This is a genomic window from Streptomyces sp. NPDC043726, assembly GCF_056436565.1.
Window position 1 is genome coordinate 14,789 of record NZ_JBWKCI010000001.1, and the last position, 26,065, is coordinate 40,853.

Here is a 26,065-nt window from a genome sequence, read left to right on the forward strand (position 1 = left end):
ATCTCCCGCCCTGTGAGGGCGGTCACGCTTCCGTTCATTTAGTTCACGCTCAACGTGCGAGGCACACTGACGACATGCGCATCCCCGTCCCCCGCCCCCGCAGCCTGGCCGGCCAGCTCTTCGCCATGCAGGCCGTGCTGATCGCGGTGCTCGTCGCCGGGTACGCGCTGTTCACCTACGTCAGCGACCGCCGCCAGGCCGAGGACGCGGCGGGCCGCCAGGCGCTGGCCGTGGCCCGCTCGATAGCGGACTCCCCCTCGGTACGGCAGGCGATCGGCACCGACAACCCCACGTCCTCGCTCCAGCCGTACGCCCTCCATGTCCAGCGGGACACCGGGGTCGACTTCGTCACGATCATGAATCCCCAGGGCACCCGCTGGACCCACCCCGACCCCACGGAGATCGGCCAGCGCTTCATCGGCCACATCGAGCCGGCGCTGAAGGGCGAGTCCTTCACCGAGACGTACACCGGCACGCTCGGCCCGTCCGTCCGGGCGGTCACGCCCATCTGGTCCGACGGGAAGATCGTCGGCCTGGTCAGCGCGGGCATCAAGGTCGAGGCGATCAGCCAGCGCGTCCAGGGCCAGCTGACCGCGATGATCGGCGTGGCGGGCGGCACGCTCGCGCTCGGCGCGGTGGGCACGTACGTCATCAACGCCCGCCTGCGCCGCCACACGCACGGGATGAACGCGGCCGAGCTGAGCCGGATGCACGACTACCACCAGGCCGCGCTGCACGCGGTGCGCGAGGGTCTGCTGATGCTGGACGGGCGGTACCGGGTGGCGCTGATCAACGACGGCGGCCGTGAGCTGCTCGGCCTGTCGGAGGAGGAGGCGGTGGGCACGTCGGTCGCCGACCTCGGCCTGCCGCCGTCCCTCACCGGCGCGCTGCTGTCCTCCGAGCCCCGGGTGGACGAGGTGCACCTGACGGCGGACCGGGTGCTGGTGGTGAACACCTCACCGGTGTCGGGCGGCGAGCGCCGAGGCACGGTCGTAACCCTGCGAGACGTCACCGAACTCCAGTCCCTGATGGGCGAGTTGGACTCGGAACGCGGCTTCACGCAGGCGCTGCGCTCACAGGCGCACGAGGCGGCGAACCGGCTGCACACGGTGGTGTCGCTGATCGAACTGGGCCGCTCCGAGGAGGCGGTGGACTTCGCCACGGCCGAGCTGGAACTGGCACAGGCGCTGACGGATCAGGTGGTGGCGGCCGTGGGCGAGCCGGTGCTGGCGGCTCTGCTGCTGGGGAAGACCGCGCAGGCGAACGAGCGGGGCGTGGAGCTGGTGGTGTCGGAGGACAGCCGCCTGGACGACGGCCTGCTGCCGCCGACGCTTCCGGCCCGGGACCTGGTGACGATCCTCGGAAACCTCATCGACAACGCGGTCGACGCGGCGCAGGGAAGTGTGCGGGCGCGGGTGACGGTGACGGCGTACACGGCAGGCTCGGAGCTGGTGCTGCGCGTGTCGGACACGGGGACGGGGGTGGACCCGGCGCACACGGAGGAGGTGTTCGTACGGGGCTTCTCGACCAAGCCGGCGGCGGGGCCCGGTGGGCGGGGGCTGGGGCTGGCTCTCGTACGGCAGGCGGTGGGGCGGCATGAGGGGTCGCTGACGGTGGCGGGGGCGGAAGGGGGCGGGGCGGAGTTCGAGGTGCGGTTGCCGTTGGGGGGTGCCGTGGAGCGGGGTGGCCTGCAGAGCGGCGCTCTGGAGCGGGCTGGCCTGCAGAGCGGCGCTGTGGAGAGCGGTGCCGTGGGAGGCGGGCAGTGATGGCTGAGCAGCCGATTCGGGTGCTGGTCGTGGAGGACGATCCCGTCGCCGCGGACGCGCATGTGATGTACGTGGGGCGGGTGCCGGGGTTCGTCGCGGTCGGCAAGGCGCATACGGGGGCGGAGGCTCGGCGGATGCTGGAGCGTACGGCGGTGGATCTGCTGTTGCTGGATCTGCATCTGCCGGACGGGCACGGGTTGCAACTGGCGCGGTCCCTGCGGGCGGCCGGGTACCACGCGGACGTCATCGCGGTGACGTCGGCGCGGGATCTGGCGGTGGTGCGGGAGGGGGTCTCGCTGGGGGTCGTGCAATACGTGCTGAAGCCGTTCACCTTCGCGACGCTGCGGGATCGGCTGGTGCGGTACGCGGAGTTCCGGGGTGCCGCGGGTGAGGCGAGCGGGCAGGACGAGGTGGACCGGGCGCTGGCCGCCCTGCGGGCACCTTCGCCCGCCGCGCTGCCCAAGGGGCTGAGCGCGCCGACTCTGGAGCGGGTGACCGTGGTGCTGCGGGACTGCGAGGAAGGGCTGACCGCGGCGGGGGTGGCTGAGGCGGTGGGGATTTCCCGGATCACGGCCCGGCGGTACCTGGAGCATCTCGTGGACGCGGGGAGGGCGGGGCGCAGTCCGTTGTACGGGCAGGTGGGGCGGCCGGAGTTGGTGTATCGGTGGGTTCGGGGTGGGGGGAGTTAGGCAGGAGTTCGCCGGCCCAGGTGCGGGCCTGGGCGGCTTCGTTGGGGGCATTGGCTCGGGTGTAGGCATCGGCGGCGCGGAGGTAGTGCACGAGGGCTTCGGCCGGTTGATGGGCGGTCTCGTGGCCGGAGGCCAGGTTCTGCAGGGCTTGGCCCGCCCGGTACCAGTCCTCGAAGTCCTGGAAGATCTCCACAGCCCGGGTGTGCGCCTCGATCGCTTCCTCCACCCGTCCAGCCTCATCCAGGGCGAGCGCCAGATTGCCCCATGCCATGCCCTCGCCGTGGCGGTCCCCAACCAGTCGTAGCAGGTCGCGGGCGCGGGAGTGAGCCTCGATCGCCTCCTCCCCCCGGCCCGCCTCCCGCAAGGAAATGCCCAGGCTGTTCCACGCGCCGGCCTCGCCGTGGCGGTCGCCGGCACCCTGGCACAGGTCACGGTCGCGAATGTGCGCCTCGATCGCCTCTTCCACCCGGCCGGCTTTCCTCAGGCCGAGGCCCAGGTTGTTCCACGCGGCGGACTCGCCGTGGCTGTCCCCGGCCGACTGGCACAGGTCCCGGTAGTGGGTGTGGGCCTCGATCGCCTCCTCCACTCGGCCCGCCTCCCGCAGGGCAAGGCCCAGATGGTTCCACGCCGTTGCCTCGAGTCGCCGGGCTCCTGCACGGTGAGCGGCCTCCTGCGCGACACCGGCCACGGTGATTCCGTCGTCGAAGTACCGCCGCCAGTCGAGGTACACCGCAAGACAGCTGGCCAGCCATACCGCCAAGATCGCGAAACGCTCCTCCCGCGCCCAGGACACCGCCGCCACCAGCCCAGCCCGCTCCCCGTCGAACCATGCCAGCGCCCGCCCCCGGTCAGTGAACAGCTGCGGTTCCTCGCGGCCCGGCAGCCACCGCAGCCTGTCGTCCGCCGCATCAGCCAATTGCAGGTAGAACGCCAACACCCGCTCCCTCGCGACCTCCCCCTCCTCCCTCAACTCCGCGTCCCCCGCGACCAGGCCCACCCCATACGCCCGCACCAGGTCGTGCAGCCGCCAGACACCACGCGCACTCCCACGCTCGACGAGGTGGGCACGCGCCAGTTCCTTCAACCTCCCGAGCGGCGGAGCATCAGCACCGACCAACGCGGCGGCGACTTCATCACTCACCTCGGGTCCCGGTGCAAGGGCCAGCAAGCGCAGCAGACGAGCCTGGTCGGTCGGCAAGCGGCGGTACGAGAGGTCGAATGCGGCCCGCACACTGCGGTCGCCGTCATCGAGGTGGGCGAGCCGATCATGCGACGCGGTGAGTTCGTCGACGAGCTCCGCCACCGGCATCCCCGGATCCTCCGCCAAGAGCGCCGCCGCGATCTGAAGGGCCAGCGGCAGATGGCCGCACAGGGACGCCAGTTGCGCTGCCCTGTCCGCGTCGACCGCCACGCGGTTGTCGTCCGGGTCGGCGATGCGGAGGGCGAGGTCCAACAGTTCGTACGCCGCCTCCGCCGTGAGCTGCTCCAAGGGCACGAGCCGGGCCCCGAGTTGAGCGAGCCGGTCGCGCGAGGTGACCAGCACCCGATGCCGGGTGTCCCCCGGCAGCAGCGGCCGTACCTGATCCGGCGAGGACGCGTTGTCGGCGAGGATCAGCACCGGCCCGCGTTTCTTGGCGAGCACGGATCGGTAGAGGACCGTACGGTCGTCAGCCGCCGTCGGGATCTGCTCCGGCGGCACCCCCAGTGCCCGCAACAGGGACTGGAGCGCCTGGTCAGCGGTGACGGGCTCCTCGTCGTACCCGTGCAGGTCGACGAAGAGGACACCACCGGGAAACCACCCCTTCCCACAGGCGAGATGGGCGGTCTCCACGGCCAGCGCGGTCTTGCCGACTCCGCCGAGCCCGGAAACTGCGGCCACGAGGACGGCCGCTTGACTCGGGGAGCCCGCCTCGCTCGCCGGATCCAGCGCCCGCAACAGCGCCTCCGTCTCCCCACCCCGCCCGGTGAACCCCCCAGGCCGGGGCGGCAGCGAAGCCATGGCCTCCGGCGCGGCGGCCCCGCTCTGCTGCTGCACGACAACCTGAACGCCCACGACCTCCCGCAGAAAGACGCCACCCCGAAAGTCGCTGTGATCCCCGTCGTACCAGGCGACTCCGCTCCCCGGCGCATGCCGCTCCATGGCCTCCTGGACAGCGACGGCAACCCGCTCATTCCCGCCCAGCAGCTTGGCCACCCGCTCGCCCCAGCCCCGCACGGCCTCCTGCCGCCCCGGCCGCTCAGCCGCCTCGGCGATAACCTGCGCGGACGCCCCCGGATCGACCCCGACCTCCGTCGCGAGCTCCTCCAGAACCCGCCGCCCGGCCTCCCCGCCGGCGCCCTCCGCCAAGGCCGCCAGTAACGCCGCTCTCATGTGCTCGTCCCGTCCCCCGATCCGTACGGTAGGTCAACGGTAGGGCGTCACCCGGCAGTTGTCCCGGCACTCGCCGCTCTCTCCGGCCGCGCGTACACCACGATCTGCGCCCCGAGCCCGACCACGGCGAGCGCCTCCAGCACGGACAGCGTGACCAGCAGTCCCCCGCCCTCGCCGGCCGCCCAGAACACGACGAGCGCGGCGAGCGGTACGACGCAGAACGCCGTGAGGTCGACGGCCCCCTGTATGGCCTTGCGGGACTTGCGACGCGCGTCCCCCCGATGGGCCTGCTCCCACCCGAAGGCGACGAAGTCCCCGTCGCCGGACTGGGCGAGCCGAGCGAGCCGAGGCCCCAACTCCCCGCGCACATAGCGCCCGATCGCCGAGATCTTCTCGTCGTTGACCAGGTACGTCCACCCGAGAACGACACACACGGGCGGCAGTGCCAGCAGCATCGACGCCTGCTCGGCCTGGGCGGCCGCGGCGATGACGGCGGCGACGACGGTGAGGGTGACGTAGAGGAGGTTGTCGCGGAAGCCGATACGGGTCTTCTGCTCGTCCTTGACGGTCTGGTACTCGGTGAGGAGCAGCTGGCCGATGGTGACGTCGGGCTCCGCCACGTTGTTTCCTTCCCCCGGTGCGCGTGCTTGGCAGTACCTTAAATGCGTGCCGCACACTTCACACACCGTCGTCGTCGTGACCGCGCTGCCCGTCGAGTACGACGCCGTACGAACCCATCTCGGCGACGAGGTCGAGGAGTTGGTCCACGAGGACGGAATGCGCGTGGAGGTCGGTCCGCTCGCGGGCACGGACTGGCGGATGGCCGTGGCAGAGCTGGGCGAGGGGGCGGTGAACGCGTCCGCGCTGACGACGCAGATCATCGGCTGGCTGCGCCCCGAGGCGGTGCTGTTCGTGGGCGTGGCCGGGTCGTTGAAGGACGACGTGGCGATCGGTCATGTCGTCGTCGGTACGAAGGTGTACGCGGTCCAGGGCGGCAAGGTGACACGGGACGGCTTCCAGGCCCGCCCGGAGGTCTGGCACGGGTCGAACCGGCTGGTACAGGCGGCGCGTTCGGCGTTGCGCGGTCTGGACGGGGTGCGGGGTCATCTGAAGCCGATCGCATGCGGGGACGTGGTCCTGACGGACGACAAGTCGGCGTTCGCCGAGTTCATCAGACGCAACTACAACGACGCGAACGCCATCGAGATGGAGGGCGCGGGGGCCGTCCATGCGGCGCACGTGAGCGGGCAGTTGGACGCACTGGTGATCCGCGGCATCAGCGACCGCGCGAACCCCGGGAAGGCGAAGGCCGACAAGGGGGGTTCGCAGAAGCGGGCGGCCGCGCGGGCGGCGGAGGTCGCGGTGGGGGTGCTCCGGAAGCACCGGCCGCGTGGGGGCGGGGGCAGCGGGTCGTCGTCCTCCGACTCCAAGGAGGGGCCCCAATACGGCGGCGACCACATCGACTTCCGGGGCGGGGTCTTCAACGGGCCTGTTGTCGGCAAGCGGGTCGACCGGGAGCGGTAGGGGGGCGGTACTGAATCCGGTTACGGCGGATCAGGCGGTGCTGGCGCCGCTGGACGCGAACCGAGTGGGCGAAGTCCTCCAAGGCGCCAACGTCCAATCCGCCGCAGACGCATTGACCTGACTAGACCACTCCACTTACGTTCACACGGCAGCCACCCCCGCGCCACCCACGAAGTGAGCCCGCAGGAGGTCATGCCCGTGCGCCCCACCGCCGCCCCCGCCGCCCTACTCCTCGCCACCGTCCTCGCCGCCACGACCCTCACCGCGTGCGGCAGCGGTTCCGGTGATGATCCGGACACCGTGAAGGTCTCCTTCAAGCAGTCGACGGACAACAACATCAAGGTGATGGACACCTTCCTCGGGGACATCAAGAAGCAGTTCGAGGACAAGTACCCGGGCAAGAAGGTCGAGTTCATCCCCATCAAGGCCCCGGACTCGGAGTACTACACCAAGCTCCAGCAGATGCTCCGCTCCCCCAAGACCGCCCCGGACCTGGTCTACGAGGACACCTTCCTCATCAACTCCGACATCACCAGCGGGTACTTGAAGCCGCTCGACGACTACCTCGCCAAGTGGGACGACTGGGACCAGTTCATCGACACCGCGAAGGCCGCGGCCAAGGGCGAGGACGGCAAGACGTACGGCGTCCCGGACGGCACCGACACCCGCGGACTCTGGTACGACAAGGCCATCTTCGAGAAGGCCGGCCTCCCCGCCGACTGGCAGCCGAAGACCTGGGACGACGTCCTCGAAGCGGCCCGGACCATCAAGGAGAAGGTCCCGGACGTCACCCCGCTCAACGTCTACACGGGCAAGCCCGCGGGCGAGGCGGCCACCATGCAGGGCTTCGAGATGCTCCTCTACGGCACCGAGGACCGCCTCTACGACGACGAGTCGAAGAAGTGGATCGCCGGAAGCCAGGGCTTCAAGGACTCCCTCGCCTTCGTCGAGACCGTGTACAAGGAGAAGCTCGGCCCCGACGTCGCCGACGCCCTCGACCCCAACTTCGGCACCCGCGTCCGCGGCGAACTCCTCCCCCAGGGCAAACTCGGCATCGACCTCGACGGCTCCTGGCTCCCGCAGGACTGGCTGGAGGGCAGCGGCCACGAATGGCCCGAGTGGTCCGAGAGGCTCGGCCTCGCCGCCATGCCGACCCAGCACGGCCAGGCCCCCGGCAAGGTGAGCATGTCCGGCGGCTGGACCTGGGCGATCCCGGCCAAGGCGGCCAACCCCGACCTGGCCTTCGACTTCATCAAGACCATGCAGACCAAGGCCAACGCCCAGAAGTGGTACATCGCCAACTCCGGCATCGCGGTCCGTGAGGACGTGGCGAACGATCCCGCGTACGCCGACGCCCAGCCCGGCATCAAGTTCTTCACGGACCTGGTGGCGAGCACCAACTACCGCCCCGCGTATCCGGCGTACCCGAAGGTCTCCACCGCCATCCAGGAGGCGATGGAGAGCGTGACGACAGGGGACGCGTCGGTGGAGGAGGCGGCGGCGAACTACGACGAGGAGCTGAGGAGCGCGACCGACGACCAGGTGATCGAGAAGTGAGCCGCCGCGTATGAGGCCGCGGACGCGAACCCGCGCTCTCTCCCCTGTCCTCCTCCGCGCCCTTCCCCTCACCCCCGCCGTCGTCCTTCTCCTCCTCTTCCTCGCCGGACCGATCGCCTACTGCGCCTGGATCGCCTTCACGGACCTCCAACTCACGGGTCAGGCTGAGGAGTCGTTCGTCGGTTTCGAGAACTTCCGTACGGCCTTCGGGGACGAGGCGTTCCTGAACGCCGTATGGCTGACGCTCGTCTTCACGGTCGTATCGGCGCTGATCGGCCAGAACACCCTGGGCCTGGCCCTGGCGGCCCTGATGCAGCGTGCCTCCCGACCCATCCGCACGCTCACGGGCGGCATCGTGATCGCGGCCTGGGTCCTCCCGGAGGTCGTGGCCGGCTTCCTCCTCTACGCCTTCTTCCGCCGCGAGGGAACCCTGAACGCCATCCTGGACTGGCTCCATCTCCCCTCCCAGAACTGGCTGTTCACCTTGCCGATCCTGGCGGTGTCGTTCGCGAACGTGTGGCGCGGCACGGCCTTCTCGATGCTGGTGTACTCAGCCGCGCTGAACGAGATACCCCGGGAGATCACGGAGGCGGCGGAGGTGGACGGCGCGGGCGGCTGGCGCCGGATGTGGCACATCACGCTGCCGATGATCCGCCGCTCCATCGGCACGAACCTGATGCTGATCACCCTCCAGACCCTCTCCGTCTTCGGCCTGATCTGGGTGATGACGAGGGGCGGCCCGGGCGGAAAGAGCCAGACCCTGCCCCTCTTCATGTACGAGGAGGCGTTCCAGAAGAGCATGATCGGCTACGGCACGGCGGTGGCGCTGCTGTTGCTGGTCGTGGGCTCGCTCTTCTCGGTGGTGTATCTACGGCTGCTGCGGACGGAGGTGTAGGGCGCGCCATGCGATCCCGCAGAACAACTCGCCGACTGGCCGCCGACGCGGGCCTGTTGGCGGTGGCGGCGGCCTTCGTCCTGCCCCTGGCGTGGGTGGTCCTGTCGTCGCTGGACCCGCGGGCCGACCTGACGGTGAAGGTGCCGGACGGGGTGACGTGGGACAACTTCGACGCCGTACTCACGGAGGACATCACCTTCACCCCCCTGCTGAACAGCTTGCTGCTGTGCGGCGGCGGAACCGCGCTGACAGTGGCCTGCGCGGCCCTCGCCGCATACCCCCTGTCCCGCTTCCGCTCCCGCCTGAACCGCCCGTTCCTCCTGACGATCCTGTTCGCCACCTGCCTGCCGATCACGGCGATCATGGTCCCGGTGTACGCGCTGTTCGTCCAAGTCAACCTGATCGACACGATGCGCGGCACGATCTTCTTCTTCGCTGCCTCTCAACTGCCGTTCGCCATATGGCTGATGAAGAACTTCATGGACGGCGTCCCGAAGGAACTGGAGGAGGCTGCCTGGACGGACGGGGCGAACTCCTTCCAGTCCCTCATCCGCATCGTGCTCCCGCTCATGGGCCCGGGACTCGCGGTGGTGACCGTCTTCTCGTTCGTGATGATGTGGGGCAACTTCTTCGTCCCGTTCATGCTCCTCCTCACCCCGGACCAGATGCCGGCGGCGGTGAGCATCAACGAGTTCTTCGGCAACCGGGGGACGGTGGTGTACGGGCAGCTGGCGGCATTCTCGGTGATCTACTCGACACCGGTGATCCTGCTGTACGTGCTGGTGGCTCGACGGTTGGGCGGGGGGTTTGCTCTGGGTGGGGCGGTCAAGGGGTGAGCTGCTGGGCCCTGGCACGCGCTTTGGCGGCTTCGGTGGGGGCGTTGGCTTCGGTGTAGGCGTCGGCGGCCTGGAGGAAGTAGGCGCGGGCTTCGGCGGGGTGGTGAAGGTTGTTGTGGGCGAGGCCGAGGCTGTAGAGGGTGTCGCCCATTCCGTACCAGTCCTCGAACTCACCGGAAATTTCCAGCTCCTTGCCGTATGCGTCGATCGCTTCCTCTGTCCGACCCATGTCACCCAGGACGTTGCCGAGGTTGCACCACGCCTCCCCCTCGCCGTGGCGATCTCCTGTCGCCTGGTAGAGGTCGCGGGCGCGAGTGAGGGCATCAACCGCCTCCTCCAGTCGACCCCCACTCTCCAGGGCGCAACCGAGGATGTTCCATGCAAATGCCTCGCCGTGGCGATCCCCGAAGGCTTGATAGAGGTCGCGGGCGCGAGTGAGAGCATCAACCGCCTCCTCCACCCGCCCCGCATCGTCCAGAGCGCTGCCGAGGTTGTTCCACGCGCTGGCCTCGCCGTGGCGATCCCCGAAGGCTTGATAGAGGTCGCGGGCGCGAGTGAGAGCATCAACCGCCTCCTCCACTGGACCCGCCTCCCGCAAGGCGATACCGAGAAGGGTCCACGCGTTGGCCTCATGTGAGCGGTCCCCAATGCGGTGGGCCACGTCCTGCGCAGTACCCGCCACGGTGATCGCGTCATCGAAGTGTCGCCGCCACCGGAGGTACACCGACAAGCATGGGGCCAACCGCAGCGCCGCATCCGCGAACCGCTCCTCCCGCGCCCACGACACCGCTCCCACCAGCCCTGCCCGCTCCCCGTCCAGCCAGGCCAACGCTTCCGGACGCTCCACGAACCGCTCTGGCTCCGGCATCCCCGGCAGCCACCGCAAGCGCAAATCCGCCGCACCCGCCCACCGGCAGTAGAACGCCATCAACCGCTCCCGCGCCGCCGCCCCCTCCGGTACCCCTACAAGCCCCACCCCATACGCCCGCACCAAGTCGTGCAACCGCCACCGCCCACGCCCGCTTCCCCTCTCCGCCAGGTGAGCGCGAGCCAGGGCATCCAGCGTCCGAGCCGGGGAGAAGTCCTCCCCCGTCATCGCGGTCACCGCCTCAGTGGTGACTTCGGCGCCCGGCGCCAGCGCGAGCAATCGCAGCACCGCGGCCTGATCATCGGGCAACTGCCGATACGACAGATCGAAGGCCGCCCGGACACTGCGCTCACCGTCGTCGAGGTGGACGAGCCGGTCGCGTAACTCCGAGAGCTCATCGGCCAGTTCAGCAACCGGCTTCTCCCGGTCCAGGATCAGGAGCGCGGCAGCGATCTGAAGGGCGAGCGGCAAATGCCCACAACGCGTGGCGACTCGCACAGCCGCCTCCCGCTCTTCCCCGACCCGCCAGTCACCCGGGTCGGCGATCCGCAACGCTCGATCAAGCAGTCCCACAGCTTCCTCAGGCGTCAGCTCAGCCAACGCGACGAGTCGAGCGCCGAGTTGAGGCAGCTTGCTCCGTGAGGTGACCAGCAACCGATGTCGCACACCCCCCGGCACCAGCGGCCGTACCTGCTCCGCCCTGGAAGCATTGTCGGCGAGCACCAACACCGCCCCCCGCTCCTCCAGGACCGATCGATACAACGCTCCCCGCTCATCCCCCCGCCCGGGGATATGCTCCGGCTCCACGCCCAACGCCCGCAGCAACGCCTCCAGCGCCTGTTCTGCCGTAACGGGATCGTCGCCGTAGCCGCCCAGATCCAGAAACAGCACCCCACCCGGAAACCATCCGCGCCCACACGCAACGTGAGCAGCCTCCACGGCCAGCGCGGTCTTCCCGATCCCCCCGAGACCGGACACGGCAGCAACCAGCACCGCCTCCGCCCCGCCCTCCCCCGAAGGATCAAAGGCCCGAAGCAGTTCCACCAGCTCTCCACCCCGCCCGGTGAAGCCGGCCACCCTCGCGGGCAGGGCATTCAACGCCGTAGGGGCAGCCGCCCGCTGATAGAAGTTCCCCTTCGCCACGACGGGCCCGTGGAACTCCCCGCCCCGAAAGTCGACATGATCTCCGCCGCCGGCCATCGCACCTCCCACACCCGCACGGTACGCCCAACACCCCCTCTGGCCAGCCCACTTGGCAGTACCGTAAGAACGTGCCCACCGTCGCCGTCCTCACCGCCCTCCCCCTCGAATACACGGCGATCCGCGCCCACCTGACGGACCTCGAGAAGCGCGTGCATCCGGATTACGGCACCAGGGCCGAGGTGGGTCGGCTCCCGGGCACCCCCTGGGAGATCGCGCTCCTGGAGCTGGGCGAGGGCACACGCGGCGCGGCGGCGCTCACCGAGCGGGTGGCGACCTGGTTGAGCCCGCAGGCCATCCTCTTCGTCGGTGTGGCCGGTGGCCTCAAGGACGACATCCGCATCGGCGACGTCGTCATCGCCACCAAGGTGTACGCCATCCACGGCGGCAAGGAGACCCCGGACGGCTTCCTCGACCGCACGGAAACCTGGCACGCCCCGCACGCCCTCGAATCGGCGGCCCGGCATGCGCTTCGGAGCGAGCCGCACATCCACTTCAAGCCCATCGCCGCCGGTGAAGTCCTCCTCGCCGACGCCGACTCCCCTCTCGCCCACCGCCTCCGACAGCGCTTCAACGACGCCGTGGCCATCGAGATGGAGGCGTCCGGCGTGGCGCACGCGGCCCATCTCGCGGGCGGGGCGGGGGCGTTGATCATCCGAGGGATCAGCGACAAGGCGGATGCGGGGAAGGGGGAGGCGGACAGGCGGGGCTGCCAACCCGAGGCCGCCGCACGAGCGGCGGAGGCGGCGGTGGCCGTACTCCGGGAACTGGAGCCGAGGGAGAACACCCCGCAGCCACCCCACCACGGCCCGGTCCCCACCGCCTCGACCACCCTCCCGCCGCGCCCGCTCGGCTTCACCGGCCGATCCGCGGATCTGTCCCACCTCCTCACCCACCTCTCCCCCGCACCGGACGGCACGCCCACACCCCCGCTCCTCATCTCCGCCGTCACCGGAATGGGCGGAATCAAGACGGCGCTGGCCATCGAGGCCGCTCACCAGGCGCTGTCCGAGGGCTGGTTCCCCGGCGGCACGCTCTTCGTCGACCTGCGCGGCTACGACGACAACCCGGTCACCGCGGATCAGGCGGTGCTGGCGTTGCTGGACGCGCTGGGCGTACGTGGCACTGAGCTGCCGAAGACGACGGCACGGCAGTACGACGTGTACCGCGGCCTGCTGTCCGAGGAGCAGCCTCGGATCCTGCTGATCCTCGACAACGCCTCGGACGCGTCCCAGTTCGTCCCCCTCCTCCCCGGCACCGGCCGCCACGGCGTCCTGATCACCTCACGCGACCGACCCGACTCCGTGCCTGTGCGGATCGTCGCCCTGGAGACGCTTCCCGAGGACGAAGCCGTCGCGTTGGTGACCACGGCCCTTGGCGGCGACCCACGAGACGAGCGTGCCGCCCGTGAACCGGACGCCCTCCGCGAACTCGTCGCCCTCTGCGGCCACTTGCCCTTGGCTCTGCAGATCGCCTCCGCCATGCTGCGCCGGCGCCGGAACCACTCGATCGCCTCGCTGGTGGCAGAGATCAAGAAGACCGGGGATCCGTCCGTCGTCCTCGACAAGGGCAGCAGGGGGATGGACCAGTACGGCCGTTCCCTTGCCCTTCGGCCGGTGCTGGAGACGTCGTATCGCCGACTGCCCGCCGATCAGGCGCGGTTGCTTCGGCTGCTGGCTCTCGCGCCGGGGGCTGATACGGGTACTGAGGCCGTGGGGGCGCTGGTCGACCTGGACGTGGATGTCGCCGGAGAGCTGTTGGAGGACCTCGGCGCCGCTGGTCTCGTCACGGCCGTGGGGGTGGCTGATGGCGTGCGGTGGCGGCTGCACGACTTGGTGCGGGCTTACGGAGCGGGGCTTGTCGGGGTGGAGGAGGGGGAGGCCGCGCGGGAGCGGGTGCTGAGGTTCTATGTGCGCTTGGCGAACGCGGCGGACGACCGGCTGCGGTGGCTGCCCGGGGACGCCGAGCCGGAACGGTTCGGGGACCGGGGGGAGGCCTTTGCGTGGTTCGACGGGGAGCGGGCGGGGCTGGTGAACGCGGTGTCGTGGGCGCGCGAGGAGCGGTTCTCGAAGCGGGCGATGCGACTGTCCTGGTGTCTCGGGCTGTACCTCCACTGGCGGCGGTACTTCGACGACTCCGTCACCGTCGCCGGTGTCGCACAGGAGGCCGCCCATCGCGCCGGCGACGGCCCCAGGGAGGCCGTGGCCTGGAACAATCTCGGCCTCGCCCTGCGGGAGGCAGGCCGGGCGGAGGAGGCGATCCACGCACACACCCGCGCCCTGGACCTGTGCCAGGACACCGGCGACCGCCACAGCGAGGCCAGGGTGTGGAACAACCTCGGCAACGACCTGCAGGAGGCAGGCCGGGCAGACGAGGCGATCCACGCACACACCCGCGCCCGCGACCTGTGCCAGAACCTCGGCGACCACGACGGGGAGGCCAGTGTGTGGAACAACCTCGGCAGCGCCCTTCGGCAGGCGGGCCGGCCGGAAGAGGCGCTTGAGGCACACACCCACGCCCGCGATCTGTACCGGAACACCGAAGACCGCCACGGCGCGGCCAGTGCGTGGAACAACCTCGGCCTCGCGCTACGGGAGATGGGCCGGATGGAGGAGGCGCTGGCGGCGCTGGGCGAAGCTCGGGCGATCTTCCAGGAGTTCGAGGACTGGTACCGGACAGGCAAGGTCCTCCAAGGCCTGGCCTTCACCCACCAGGCCAGCCACCGTCTCACCGAAGCCCGCGCCCACTACCTCCGGGCCGCCGACTCCTACACCCGGGCCAACGCCCCCACCGAAGCCGCCCAGTGCCGCGCCCAAGCCGACCGGCTGGCCTTCTAGCCCTCCGGCAGCACCCCCGCCCTGAACGGCTCCGCCCCCACCACCCTCCGCACCCGATCCACCTCGATCAACAACACGCCCGTTCCGCCGCCTCGCCCTCCACGAAGCGGACCACGTGCCCCCGGATCTCGGCCCTGTCGTAGGGGTTGTCGACCGCGTGGTGGGACAGGGATACGTACGGATTGCGCCGCAGGTTGTCCACCTTGACGCGGCCCATCGACGTGTTGACCATGACGTACTCGTCTTCGATGTCCGCTCACACAGGCGAGACGTGGGGCGCGCCGTCGGGGCCGACCGTCGCGAGGTGCCAGAAGTTCGGAGCCAGGAGTCGTTCCCGAATATGCCCGTTGAGCTTGCCGTTCACGCAAGGCCACCCTTCCGGGGCGTCCGCGCGAACGCCCCGGCGTGATCCTCGCCGGACCCCGACCCGACCAACCGGTAATCTTCGGCCACCGCCGTCGCCACGTCCGGAACCGTACGTTCCTACAATCCGTAATCCTGGCCGAACAGCCCGTAGTCAGCGCACGCCGGCGCCCCTAGCTTGTGGCCCGTGCGCCGACCCCCAGCTCAACCGAACCAGCCCTCCCCTTCGACTCCCCCGTTCAACGCCCCCGCCGCCAGAAGACTCCGTGCCGCCCTGAACATGGGCCCCGAGCATGTCGCCTACGGCATGCGCGTCTCGTACGGGCTCCCCTACGTCACCCCCGACCTCGTCGTCGCCTGGGAACGCGGGGTCACCTCCCCCTCCAACCCCGAGCTCACCGCCCTCGCCGGCGTCCTGTGGTGCTCGCCCGGTGAGCTGCTCGGCCGTCCGCGGACCCTGCGTGAGCACCGCATGTCCCGCGGGCTCGCCGTCGAGGACGTCGCCCGTGCCGTGGGGCACGAGCTGCACGCCTATGTCCGGATGGAGGAGAGCGACGACTGGCGTGGCACCGACCGCCAGTCCGCCGCCCTCGCCGATCTCCTCGGGCTCTCCGTGGCCGACTTCGTCACCGTCACCGGCCGCGACGGCAAGCTCGCCGACCTCCTGCGCAGTGCCGTCACGACGCGCTGGCAGGCGTACGTACGCCCGATCGGCAAGCTCGCCCCGCTCGACCGGAGGCTTCTGGAGGACGCCCTCCAGGATCTGCACGCGGACTACCACGGCCAGATGGTCGCCACCCTCAGCTGGGGCGGCGGCGACAGCGGATCCAGCGCGTCGGGGCGGGAGTTCCTCGACCGGATCGTGGACCACTTCTGGACCAAGGTCAGTGATCGTTCTCCAGGTGGAGCTTGAGCAGGTCCACCCCGTAGTCGCCCCCGTTCGGCGTGCGGATCATGGTGTGGATGTGCTGCTGGGACGGCTCCCCGCCGCCCATGCCCATGCCGCCGCCCTCGCTGGAGTTCTCCGAGCCGTCCTCGCTGTAGAACAGCGGCGCCTGGGCGTCGTACTCGATCAGGACCACCGGGCTGTGCACCCGGTAGTAGAAGGCCGAGTCGTCCTCCGTCTCGCCCATCCAGAAGAAGTACGTGTCGTCCAGGTGCTCCTCGACCTCGGTCATCCTCACCTCGGCGTGCGCCTCGCTGATGTACCCGACGTACACCCCGACGAGGTCGAGGAGCTTCTGCCGCTGCGCGGAGGTGAGGTCGGAGCCGGGGACGCCCTCGTAGGCCAGCTCCAGGTTGTCCTGGCCGGCCCCGGACTTCATGTCCTCGTTTCCGTTGGACTGGGACGAGACCGCCTTGCCGCGCTGGGTCTTGTCCAGGGAGCGGACCATGGCCAGGCCCGCCTTCGTCTCCGGGCGGAACAGGGTGATCTGCTCCCCCTGATACGTCGCCGACGTAGGTTCCGAGCCCATGAAGGTCGGGGTCATCACCACCTGGTCGCCCAGGACGAAGTAGTTGATGGCGACGTGGTGGCCCTCGAACTGGAAGCCCCACGGCTTCGTCGTCGACGGGGTGCTCATGAAGGTGAAGTAGTAGTGGCCCTCGGTCAGGGTCTCCTGGCCGCCGCCCCTGGAGTCACCCAGGAACGCGTTCAGCTTCATGATCCCGCGGGTCTGCTTCAGGCCGTCCGCCGACAGGGCCGTGCCGAGCAGCGCGTAACCGAGGTCGCGCTGCTCGGTCGTCAGGTCGCCCATCCGGACGCCCTCGCGCTCGTAGCCGTCGACGTTGCTCCAGGCCGTCCACTCGTCGGCGTCGATGTCGAAGGTGCAGGACCGGCGTTCCTTGGTGGAGAGCCCGTCGAGGAACGCCTGCGCCGCCTTGACCAGCGCGTCCGTGGACACGCCGGTGGAGTGGACCGAGAACAGGTCCTCGACGACGGTGCCGTCGATGGTGACGCCCTTGACGTCGGCGTACTTGACCTGGCTGGCTCCGGGGCCCATGCCCCCGCCGCCGCCCGCGCCGGGTCCGCCGGAGGGCATACCGCCGGGAGCGGCGGCGGAGGCGGTCCCGGAAGAGGCCTCCGAGGAGGAACCGCTCGAACAACCCGTCATCGTCGCCACCGCCGCGGCGCCGCCGACGAGCAGGGACTTGTTCATGAACCAGCGCCGGGTGCGCTCGGTCTCGGGGGTGCGGGGCCGGTGCCCGTGGTCATGTGCGTGCATACGCACCACGGTCCGGCCCGCACCTGAAGCGCCGCTGGGCCGGACCTGTGAGAAGCCTGGGCGCGAGTCCTGCGGCCCGGAGATTTCCCCGGCCTAGAAGACCGACTCCGCCTCGTCCATCCGGTCCTTCGGCACCGTCTTCAGCTCGGTCACCGCCTCCGCCAGCGGCACCATCACGACGTCCGTCCCGCGCAGCGCGGTCATACGGCCGAACTCGCCCCGGTGCGCGGCCTCCACCGCGTGCCAGCCGAAGCGGGTGGCGAGGACACGGTCGTACGCCGTCGGAACGCCACCGCGCTGGACGTGGCCGAGGATGACCGGCTTGGCCTCCTTGCCGAGCCGGCGCTCCAGCTCGAACGCCAGGGCCGTACCGATGCCGCGGAAGCGCTCATGGCCGTACTGGTCGATCTCGCCCTTGCCGTAGTCCATGGAGCCGTCGGCGGGGTGGGCGCCCTCGGCGACGCAGATGACGGCGAACTTCTTGCCGCGGGAGAAGCGCTCCTCGACCATCTTGACCAGGTCGGCCGGGTCGAACGGGCGCTCGGGCAGGCAGATGCCGTGGGCGCCGGCGGCCATGCCGGACTCCAGGGCGATCCAGCCCGCGTGACGGCCCATGACCTCGACGACCATCACGCGCTGGTGGGACTCGGCGGTGGTCTTCAGGCGGTCCATCGCCTCCGTCGCGACGCCGACCGCGGTGTCGAAGCCGAAGGTGCGGTCGGTGGAGGAGATGTCGTTGTCGATCGTCTTCGGGACACCGACCACCGGCAGGCCCGCGTCGTACAGCATCCGGGCCGCCGTGAGCGTGCCCTCGCCGCCGATCGGGATCAGCGCGTCGATGCCGAAGTCCTCGACCATGTCGCCGGCCCGCTCGCAGGCCTCGCGCAACCGGTCGCGCTCCAGGCGGGAGGAACCGAGGATGGTGCCGCCGCGGGCCAGGATGCCGCTGACGCTGTCCAGGTCGAGGCCGCGGTAGCGGCCTTCGAGAAGGCCCGAGTACCCGTCCTCGAAGCCGATGACCTCGTCGCCGTACTGAGCGACGGCCCGGTGCACGACCGACCGGATCACTGCGTTCAGGCCGGGGCAGTCGCCGCCTGCGGTGAGAACTCCGATACGCATCGTGCTGTGTCTCCTGCTCGCTGTTGACACCGGTGAGCCAGTCCGATTGTTTCACGTCCCCGAGGGCGATGCCGCTTCCCTCAAGCTGACGGGCGCCTTATATAGCGCCGGAGGTATTGTCAAGAGGGTTCTGCTCACCTCGGTGGGCGATTTTTATGACGTTCGCTTGACCAATTCGCTGGACGAAGGGGAGACCACGCGTGACGCGCAGCGTGTACGTGACGGGTATCGACCGCGGTGACGGCCGCCAGGTCGTCGAACTGGGGGTCATGGAACTCCTGACCCGGCAGGTCGACCGGGTCGGTGTCTTCCGGCCCCTCGTCCACGACGGGCCGGACCGGCTGTTCGATCTGCTGCGCGCCCGCTACCGGCTGACGCAGGACCCGGCCACGGTCTACGGCATGGACTACCACGAGGCGTCCGCACTGCAGGCCGAGCGGGGCACCGACGAGCTGGTCTCCACCCTCGTCGACCGCTTCCACTTGGTGGCCCGCGACTACGACGTCGTGCTCGTCCTCGGCACCGACTACGCCGACACCCAGTTCCCGGAGGAACTCTCCCTCAACGCGCGGCTCGCCAACGAGTTCGGCGCCTCCGTCATACCCGTCGTCGGCGGCCGCAGGCAGACCGCCGAGTCGGTGCTCGCCGAGACCCGCAACGCCTACCGCGCCTACGACGGTCTCGGCTGCGACGTCCTCGCCATGGTGACCAACCGGGTGGACCGGGAGGACCGCGACGCCATCGCCGAGCGGCTCTCGGGACGGCTGCCGGTCCCCTGTTTCGTGCTGCCCGACGAGCCGGCCCTGTCCGCGCCCACGGTCGCGCAGATCTCCCACGCCCTCGGCGCGAGGGTGCTCCTCGGCGACGACTCGGGGCTCGCCCGGGACGCGCTGGACTTCGTCTTCGGCGGCGCGATGCTGCCGAACTTCCTGGGCGCCCTGACCCCGGGCTGTCTGGTGGTGACCCCCGGGGACCGGGCCGACCTGGTCGTCGGCGCGCTCGCCGCGCACAGCGCCGGCACCCCGCCGATCGCCGGGGTGCTGCTCACCCTCGACGAGGTGCCGAGCGACGACGTCCTCACCCTCGCCGCCCGGCTCGCCCCCGGCACCCCGGTGCTCTCGGTGTCCGGCAACAGCTTCCCGACCGCCGAGCAACTGTTCTCGCTGGAGGGGAAGCTGAACGCGGCCACCCCGCGCAAGGCGGAGACCGCGCTCGGCCTGTTCGAGCGGTACGCCGACACCGGCGATCTGCTCAAGCGCGTGAGCGCCCCGAGCAGCGACCGGGTGACGCCGATGATGTTCGAGCACAAGCTGCTGGAGCAGGCCCGGTCCGATCTGCGGCGGGTCGTCCTGCCCGAGGGCACCGAACCCCGGGTGCTGCACGCCGCCGAGGTGCTGCTGCGGCGCGGGGTGTGCGATCTGACGCTGCTCGGTGACGTCGACCGGATCCGCAAGAAGGCCGCAGACCTCGGCATCGACCTGGGCGGCTGCCGGCTGATCGACCCGGCCACCTCCGAGCTGCGCGACTCCTTCGCCGAGAAGTACGCCGACCTCCGCGCCCACAAGGGCGTGACCGTGGAACTGGCCTACGACGTCGTCTCGGACGTGAACTACTTCGGCACCCTGATGGTCCAGGAAGGCCTCGCCGACGGCATGGTCTCCGGCTCCGTGCACTCCACGGCCGCGACCATCCGCCCGGCCTTCGAGATCATCAAGACCAAGCCGGACGCCTCGATCGTCTCGTCCGTCTTCTTCATGTGCCTGGCCGACAAGGTCCTCGTCTACGGCGACTGCGCGGTGAACCCCGACCCGAACGCGGAACAGCTGGCCGACATCGCCATCCAGGCCGCCGCGACCGCCTCCCAGTTCGGCGTGGAGCCGCGGATCGCGATGCTGTCGTACTCCACGGGCACGTCCGGGTCCGGCGCCGACGTCGACAAGGTGCGCGAGGCGACCGAGCTGGTCCGGCTGCGCAGGCCCGATCTGCGGATCGAGGGCCCGATCCAGTACGACGCCGCCGTCGAGCCGTCGGTGGCGGCGACGAAGCTGCCCGACTCCGATGTCGCGGGACAGGCGACGGTTCTGATCTTTCCCGACCTCAATACGGGCAACAACACCTACAAGGCCGTGCAGCGTTCGGCCGGCGCCATCGCCGTCGGACCGGTGCTGCAGGGTCTGCGCAAGCCCGTCAACGACCTGTCCCGCGGCGCGCTGGTGCAGGACATCGTCAACACCGTCGCCATCACGGCGATCCAGGCCCAGTCCCCCACAGAGAAGGCGTCCCAGCAGTGAGCTCGTCAAGCGGCACCCGTGTCCTGGTCCTCAACTCCGGCTCCTCGTCCGTGAAGTACCAGCTGCTCGACATGAGCGACGGCAGCCGGCTCGCGGTGGGCCTCGTCGAGCGCATCGGCGAGGAGACCTCCCGGCTCAAGCACTCCCCCGAGGACGCCGAGCCCCGGGAGTGGACCGCCCCGATCGCCGATCACGAGGCCGCGCTGAAGGCCGTGTCGGAAGAGCTGTCCAAGGACGGTCTCGGGCTCGACTCCCCGGAGCTGGCCGCGATCGGGCACCGGGTGGTGCACGGCGGCCGGCGCTTCACCGAGCCGACCGTGATCGACGACGCCGTGCTCGCCGAGATCGAGCGGCTGATCCCGGTCGCCCCGCTGCACAACCCGGCCAACCTCACCGGCATCCGCACCGCCCAGGCACTGCGCCCCGATCTGCCGCAGGTCGCCGTGTTCGACACCGCGTTCCACACCACGATGCCGGAGGCGGCCGCCCGCTACGCCATCGACGTGGAGACCGCCGACGCGCACCGCATCCGCCGCTACGGCTTCCACGGCACCTCGCACGCCTACGTCTCCCGGGCGACGGCGAAGCTGCTGGGCAAGTCGCCGGAAGAGGTGAACGTGATCGTGCTGCACCTCGGCAACGGCGCCTCGGCCTCGGCGGTGCGCGGCGGGCGGTGCGTGGAGACCTCCATGGGGCTGACGCCCTTGGAGGGGCTGGTGATGGGTACCCGCTCGGGAGACATGGACCCGGCCGTCATCTTCCATTTGATGCGTGTTGGGGGAATGTCCGCCGACGAGATCGACACTCTTCTCAACAAGAAGAGCGGACTGATCGGCCTGTGCGGCGACAACGACATGCGCGAGATCCGCCGCCGGACAGACGAAGGTGACGAACAGGCGCAACTCGCCTTCGACATCTACATTCACCGCTTGAAGAAGTACATCGGCGCCTATTACGCCGTGCTCGGACGGGTGGACGCGGTCGCCTTCACAGCGGGAGTCGGGGAAAACGCGAGTCCGGTGCGAGAAGCTGCGATCGCCGGCCTGGAGGAACTGGGACTGGTGGTGGACGGCGAGCTGAACGCCGTACGCGGTGACGAACCGCGGCTGATCTCGCCGGAATACTCACGGGTAGCTGTGGCCGTGGTGCCGACCGACGAGGAACTGGAGATCGCTGCACAGACGTACGCGCTTGTAAAAGGCTCACGGAACCTCACCTGAGCGGCATCCCGCCCCTTTGTATTTTCCGCCAGACGGAATATTCCGTAGCGAAACAAACCGATAGGATCGCCCCCATGCGCCGTTCGAAAATCGTCTGTACTCTCGGCCCCGCGGTCGACTCCCATGAACAGCTCGTCGCGTTGATCGAGGCGGGCATGAATGTGGCCCGTTTCAACTTCAGCCACGGCACGCAGGAAGAGCACCAGGGGCGGTACGACCGCGTCCGGGCCGCCGCTCAGGAGACCGGCCGCGCGATCGGTGTCCTCGCCGATCTCCAGGGCCCCAAGATCCGTCTGGAGACCTTCGCCGAGGGCCCGGTGGAGCTGGAGCGCGGTGACGAGTTCGTCATCACCACCGAGGACGTCCCGGGTGACAAGCAGATCTGCGGAACCACCTACAAGGGCCTGCCGGGCGATGTCTCGCGCGGCGACCAGATCCTCATCAACGACGGAAACGTCGAGCTGAAGGTCCTGGACGTCGAGGGCCCCCGGGTCAGGACCATCGTCATCGAGGGCGGTGTCGTCTCCGACCACAAGGGCATCAACCTGCCCGGCGCGGCGGTGAACGTGCCGGCCCTGTCCGAGAAGGACGTCGAGGACCTGCGGTTCGCGCTGCGCATGGGCTGCGACATGGTCGCGCTGTCCTTCGTGCGGGACGCCGACGACGTCCAGGACGTGCACAAGGTCATGGACGAGGTCGGCCGCCGCGTCCCGGTCATCGCCAAGGTGGAGAAGCCGCAGGCGGTGAACAACATGGAGGACGTCGTGATGGCGTTCGACGGTGTGATGGTCGCGCGTGGCGACCTGGCCGTCGAGTACCCGCTCGAGAAGGTCCCCATGGTGCAGAAGCGGCTCATCGAGCTGTGCCGCCGCAACGCCAAGCCGGTGATCGTGGCGACCCAGATGATGGAGTCGATGATCACCAACTCCCGTCCCACCCGCGCCGAGGCCTCCGACGTGGCGAACGCGATCCTGGACGGTGCCGACGCGGTCATGCTGTCCGCCGAGTCGAGCGTGGGCGCCTACCCGATCGAGACCGTCAAGACGATGTCGAAGATCGTCCAGGCGGCCGAGCAGGAGCTGCTCGCCAAGGGCCTGCAGCCGCTGGTCCCGGGCAAGAAGCCGCGCACGCAGGGCGGTTCGGTCGCCCGCGCGGCCTGCGAGATCGCCGACTTCCTCGGCGGCAAGGGCCTGATCGCCTTCACCAAGTCCGGTGACACCGCCCGCCGGCTGTGCCGCTACCGCGTCGCCCAGCCGATCCTGGCCTTCACCACCGACGAGTCCACCCGCAACCAGCTCACCCTCAGCTGGGGCGTGGAGTCGCACGTCGTCCCGTTCGTGAACAGCACCGACGAGATGGTCGACCTGGTCGACGGCGAACTGGTCAAGCTGGGCCGGTTCAACGAGGGCGAGATCGTCATCATCACGGCCGGCTCGCCCCCCGGCGTCCCCGGCACCACCAACATGGTCCGCGTCCACCACCTGGGCGGCGACCACACCAACTGACGGCCCGCGAAGGGCCTTGACCGGCCCGCGAAGGGTCGCGTACGGCGCTGAGGGCGCCCCCTGGACCAGGGGGCGCCCTCAGGCGTTGTGCGGCTCCCGAACGGGCTTGTGCGGGGCGTCAGTCGGTCGTGAACTGGTGCAGTCCGGGCACGTGCAGGGTGCCGCCGAACTGGCCGGCCTGCACGACCTTCACCTTGGTGAAGTAGATGAGCGGGATGTTCAGCGGCGGCGGGTTCTCCGGGCTGAACGTCACCGGGATCAGCCCCAGCAGATTGCCGGAGATGGACTCGGTGTACATGATCGTCTTGCCGTCGCGGATCGTGGACGTCGTCCCCGAACCGGCCTGCACGTGGTACGTCTTGCCCGACTGCGGGTCCTTCACCGTCTGGTGCAGATCGCCGATGTCGGTGCCGTCGGAGATGACGTACTTCAGTACTTCCTTGGTGGTGCCGTTGGCCGTCTTCACCTTGACGATGCCCTGGTAGTCGGCGCCCTTGAGCAGCAGCGAGCTGGCGTCCAGGTACCACGGATCGTCGGGCAGCGGCACGGAGTTGTCGACCCCGCCCTTGTCGTCCGTGGCGACCGGGCAGTCCTCCGGGTCGGTGGTGGAGCTCGCCGAGGGGCTCGGGGTGGCGGTGGCTTCGTCGGCCGCCTCCTCCGCCTCCTCCTCGACCGCCTCGCCGGCGTCCTCGACCGTCTCGGTGGTGTCCTTCACCGCGTCCTCGACCGTGTCGGAGACCGTGTCGGTGGTCTCCTCGACGGGCTCGGAGGCGTTCTCCTCCTCGGCGCTCGGCGACGCGGAGGCCGACGGGGTGGCCGACGGCGACGGGCTCGCGCTCGCCGTCTCGTCCTCGCCGCCGGTGAAGATGTCCTCGAGGGCGTTGCCGATGTCGTCCAGCACGGTGCCGTCGGACTCGGAGGGCGAGGGCGACGGGGACGCCGTGGCGGTGTCCTCGCCGGCGCCGGACTGCGGCTCCGTGGTCTTGCTCTCGGTCGGGCTCGCCGTGGGCTCGGTCTCGTCGTCGGAACCTGAATCCGGCGAAGAGGGACCGCCCGCGGAGGCCGACGGGGTGGGGGTCGGCTCGGCCGTGTCCTCGGCGGCGGGAGACTCGCTGGTGCTCTCGCTCGCGGACGGCGACGGGGAAGCGGACTCGCCCTCCAGGGCGGCCACGCAGTCCTTGTACTCGTCGGCCGTCAGGCTCTTGGCGGCCGGCTGGTCCTCCGCGTTGGCGAGCGTCGGCGTGAACCCCATCCCCATGAGGACCGCGGTCGGCATCGCCGCCAGGGCTATCGCCTTGCCGGCCGGCATGTGGAACCTGGTGAACAGCGGCTTCTTGGGAGCCGCGTGCCGCGGCCCGGTTCTCGCACGGGACGTGTCCACGTCAGTCCCGTGGGTCACCTCGTCAGCCGGCACTGTGCCTCCCGTTCGCCCCGTTCGCCGGGCTCGTTCCTGACAGATCGTTCGGCTCACCCACCGGGTCCGGGTCCGCCTGCGCCGGGATCGCGCCCTCGGGGGCGGCTCCCTGCTTGACCGTGTCCTCCTGCGCCGGCTGCGACTGCGACGGCGCACCGGGCGCCCACGCGACGGCCATCGCGCCGCCCACGAGGGCGAACAGGAAGCCGATCAGGAAGCCACCGAGGTTGGACACGGGGATGGACACCAGCGCCAGCAGGATCGCCGCGACGCCCGCGAAGGTGCGTACGTGCTTCTGGAACCAGAGGCTGACGCCGAGGACGACCAGCAGTACACCGATGATCAGGGATCCGGCGCCCGCGGTGGTGGACATCGCCAGCGTCAGATGACCGATCTGGAGGTTCGCGTACGGGAAGTAGGCGATGGGGAGTCCGCCGAGGATGACGAACAGACCGGCCCAGAAAGGCCTCTCGCCCCGCCAGGCGCGGAAGTGCCGCCTGATGACCCGGATGTAGTGCTCGTCACGGCCGGGTACGGCAGGAGTCTCGGCGCTCATGGAAAACAGCTCCCTGCTGCGGCGTTGCTGTGGTGGTGAGTTGTGATGCTCGGGGTGCGGACGTGTGAAGAGGACGCCCGTACGGTGGACGGGCGGGGGCGCCACCGGCTCCCCCGCCCGTCAGCGAGTGCTTAGTAGCACTCCTTGACACCCGTCGACAGCTTCATCGACAGACCGCTGAGCTTGAAGGTTCCGGCGGTGGTCGCCCACGCCGTCTGCTTCACGTCCTTCAGCACGACCGAGTCGGCCTGCTGAGCGAACCCGAACGGGTTGGACTGCTCCTTGCCGCCCTTCATGCCCGGACCCTTGGTGGCGTCCTTCGCGGCCACACCGATGTCGATGCCCTTGAACGTGGCATCGGCCTCGAGCTCGGCGACGTCGATGTACAGGTTCTCGGCCTCGACCGGCTTGTTCGGGTCTTCGCCGGCCCGCAGGATCAGGCTGACGCTCCCGAGCAGCGGGATGTCGGGCGTGACAACCGACTGGCACAGGCTGTTGATGGTCGCGGACTTGAACGCCGAGACCGCGACGGGGTGGACCGTCTTCTTGCCGCTGAGCGTGTAACCCTCATCGAGGGCGCCGTACTGGGCGAAGCCCGTACCGTCGAGCTGCTTGGTCGTCACCTTGAACGACTGGCCCGACACGCTGAACGACGCGGCGAGAGCGCCCTGCGCGAGGGCGACACCTATCGCTGCCGTGGCGGCCACGCTGGGCACCATCACGACGGCGAACCGCTTCCATCTGGTCCCGCCACGCACCTGGGACTCCATATTTCCTCCTTCTCGGACGTACATCTCCTGGCCCTGACTGGCCACTTCGACTACGGCTC

Annotated in this window: 18 protein-coding genes and 2 pseudogenes; 11 read left to right on the plus strand and 9 right to left on the minus strand. The window is 69.8% G+C overall.

Annotated features, from left to right (window positions below; genetic code table 11):
* Positions 1 to 74 precede the first annotated feature (74 nt).
* Positions 75 to 1,766 carry an ATP-binding protein gene (locus AC068Z_RS00070; RefSeq protein WP_478550776.1) on the plus strand — a complete coding sequence of 564 codons (1,692 nt, stop codon included), beginning with the start codon at positions 75 to 77 and terminating at the stop codon, positions 1,764 to 1,766.
* Entirely contained in the window at positions 1,766 to 2,455 is a 690-nt protein-coding gene (locus AC068Z_RS00075; RefSeq protein ID WP_478550778.1) for a response regulator, read from the plus strand. The genes AC068Z_RS00070 and AC068Z_RS00075 overlap by 1 nt, the downstream gene beginning before the upstream one ends.
* Here AC068Z_RS00075 and AC068Z_RS00080 read toward each other — a convergent pair.
* Both AC068Z_RS00080 and AC068Z_RS00085 read right to left on the minus strand, forming a co-directional pair.
* Positions 2,454 to 4,826, minus strand: a pseudogene (locus AC068Z_RS00080) (tetratricopeptide repeat protein); the annotation flags it as partial. The gene AC068Z_RS00075 and the pseudogene AC068Z_RS00080 sit on opposite strands and share 2 nt — an antisense overlap.
* 47 nt (positions 4,827 to 4,873) lie before the next feature.
* Positions 4,874 to 5,446: a hypothetical protein gene (locus AC068Z_RS00085; protein ID WP_478550780.1), complete on the minus strand. Its 573-nt coding sequence runs from the start codon at positions 5,444 to 5,446 to the stop codon at positions 4,874 to 4,876.
* 46 nt (positions 5,447 to 5,492) lie between these two features.
* Between AC068Z_RS00085 and AC068Z_RS00090 the strand changes: the two genes are divergently transcribed.
* The 4 genes from AC068Z_RS00090 (at position 5,493) to AC068Z_RS00105 (ending at position 9,638) form a co-directional block, all read left to right on the plus strand.
* Positions 5,493 to 6,350 (plus strand): 5'-methylthioadenosine/S-adenosylhomocysteine nucleosidase, encoded by an 858-nt coding sequence (locus AC068Z_RS00090; RefSeq protein ID WP_478550782.1) that lies wholly within the window; start codon positions 5,493 to 5,495, stop codon positions 6,348 to 6,350.
* A gap of 192 nt (positions 6,351 to 6,542) precedes the next feature.
* Positions 6,543 to 7,907, plus strand: a complete 1,365-nt coding sequence (locus AC068Z_RS00095; protein ID WP_478550784.1) for an ABC transporter substrate-binding protein — start codon at positions 6,543 to 6,545, stop codon at positions 7,905 to 7,907.
* 10 nt (positions 7,908 to 7,917) lie between these two features.
* Positions 7,918 to 8,802: a carbohydrate ABC transporter permease gene (locus AC068Z_RS00100; protein WP_478550786.1), complete on the plus strand. Its 885-nt coding sequence runs from the start codon at positions 7,918 to 7,920 to the stop codon at positions 8,800 to 8,802.
* Positions 8,803 to 8,810: 8 nt separating this feature from the next.
* Positions 8,811 to 9,638, plus strand: a complete 828-nt coding sequence (locus AC068Z_RS00105) for a carbohydrate ABC transporter permease (RefSeq protein ID WP_478550787.1) — start codon at positions 8,811 to 8,813, stop codon at positions 9,636 to 9,638.
* On the opposite strand, the gene AC068Z_RS00110 is transcribed toward AC068Z_RS00105, so the two are convergent.
* On the minus strand, positions 9,628 to 11,706 hold the full coding sequence (locus AC068Z_RS00110; protein WP_478550789.1) for a tetratricopeptide repeat protein: 2,079 nt from the start codon (positions 11,704 to 11,706) through the stop codon (positions 9,628 to 9,630). The two genes, AC068Z_RS00105 and AC068Z_RS00110, sit on opposite strands and share 11 nt — an antisense overlap.
* 71 nt (positions 11,707 to 11,777) lie before the next feature.
* Here AC068Z_RS00110 and AC068Z_RS00115 point away from each other — a divergent pair, with 71 nt between their 5' ends.
* Positions 11,778 to 14,543, plus strand: coding sequence for a tetratricopeptide repeat protein (locus tag AC068Z_RS00115; protein WP_478550791.1), 2,766 nt, complete (start codon positions 11,778 to 11,780; stop codon positions 14,541 to 14,543).
* Here AC068Z_RS00115 and AC068Z_RS00120 read toward each other — a convergent pair.
* Positions 14,540 to 14,907, minus strand: a pseudogene (locus tag AC068Z_RS00120) (pyridoxamine 5'-phosphate oxidase family protein). The gene AC068Z_RS00115 and the pseudogene AC068Z_RS00120 sit on opposite strands and share 4 nt — an antisense overlap.
* 177 nt (positions 14,908 to 15,084) lie before the next feature.
* Here AC068Z_RS00120 and AC068Z_RS00125 point away from each other — a divergent pair.
* On the plus strand, positions 15,085 to 15,819 hold the full coding sequence (locus tag AC068Z_RS00125; RefSeq protein ID WP_478550793.1) for a helix-turn-helix domain-containing protein: 735 nt from the start codon (positions 15,085 to 15,087) through the stop codon (positions 15,817 to 15,819).
* Here AC068Z_RS00125 and AC068Z_RS00130 read toward each other — a convergent pair.
* Together AC068Z_RS00130 and AC068Z_RS00135 are read right to left on the minus strand one after the other, a co-directional pair.
* Entirely contained in the window at positions 15,791 to 17,131 is a 1,341-nt protein-coding gene (locus tag AC068Z_RS00130) for a DUF3500 domain-containing protein (protein WP_478550794.1), read from the minus strand. The two genes, AC068Z_RS00125 and AC068Z_RS00130, sit on opposite strands and share 29 nt — an antisense overlap.
* A 93-nt stretch (positions 17,132 to 17,224) precedes the next feature.
* A complete protein-coding gene (locus tag AC068Z_RS00135) occupies positions 17,225 to 18,250 on the minus strand; it encodes an ATP-dependent 6-phosphofructokinase (protein WP_478550795.1) in 1,026 nt (341 codons plus the stop codon).
* Positions 18,251 to 18,450: 200 nt separating this feature from the next.
* Here AC068Z_RS00135 and pta point away from each other — a divergent pair, with 200 nt between their 5' ends.
* From pta to pyk, 3 genes are all read left to right on the plus strand, one after another.
* Positions 18,451 to 20,541, plus strand: a complete 2,091-nt coding sequence (pta, locus tag AC068Z_RS00140) for a phosphate acetyltransferase (RefSeq protein WP_478550796.1) — start codon at positions 18,451 to 18,453, stop codon at positions 20,539 to 20,541.
* A complete protein-coding gene (locus tag AC068Z_RS00145) occupies positions 20,538 to 21,761 on the plus strand; it encodes an acetate kinase (RefSeq protein WP_478550798.1) in 1,224 nt (407 codons plus the stop codon). The genes pta and AC068Z_RS00145 overlap by 4 nt, the downstream gene beginning before the upstream one ends.
* 74 nt (positions 21,762 to 21,835) lie before the next feature.
* Entirely contained in the window at positions 21,836 to 23,266 is a 1,431-nt protein-coding gene (gene pyk / locus AC068Z_RS00150; RefSeq protein WP_478550800.1) for a pyruvate kinase, read from the plus strand.
* Positions 23,267 to 23,384: 118 nt separating this feature from the next.
* On the opposite strand, the gene AC068Z_RS00155 is transcribed toward pyk, so the two are convergent.
* The 3 genes from AC068Z_RS00155 to AC068Z_RS00165 all read right to left on the minus strand — a co-directional run bounded on the left by AC068Z_RS00155 (position 23,385) and on the right by AC068Z_RS00165 (position 26,006).
* Positions 23,385 to 24,680, minus strand: coding sequence for a hypothetical protein (locus tag AC068Z_RS00155; protein WP_478550802.1), 1,296 nt, complete (start codon positions 24,678 to 24,680; stop codon positions 23,385 to 23,387).
* A complete protein-coding gene (locus tag AC068Z_RS00160; RefSeq protein WP_478550804.1) occupies positions 24,670 to 25,236 on the minus strand; it encodes a DUF6114 domain-containing protein in 567 nt (188 codons plus the stop codon). The genes AC068Z_RS00155 and AC068Z_RS00160 overlap by 11 nt, the downstream gene beginning before the upstream one ends.
* Before the next feature lie 131 nt (positions 25,237 to 25,367).
* Positions 25,368 to 26,006 (minus strand): DUF6230 family protein, encoded by a 639-nt coding sequence (locus AC068Z_RS00165; protein WP_478550806.1) that lies wholly within the window; start codon positions 26,004 to 26,006, stop codon positions 25,368 to 25,370.
* Positions 26,007 to 26,065 lie beyond the last annotated feature (59 nt).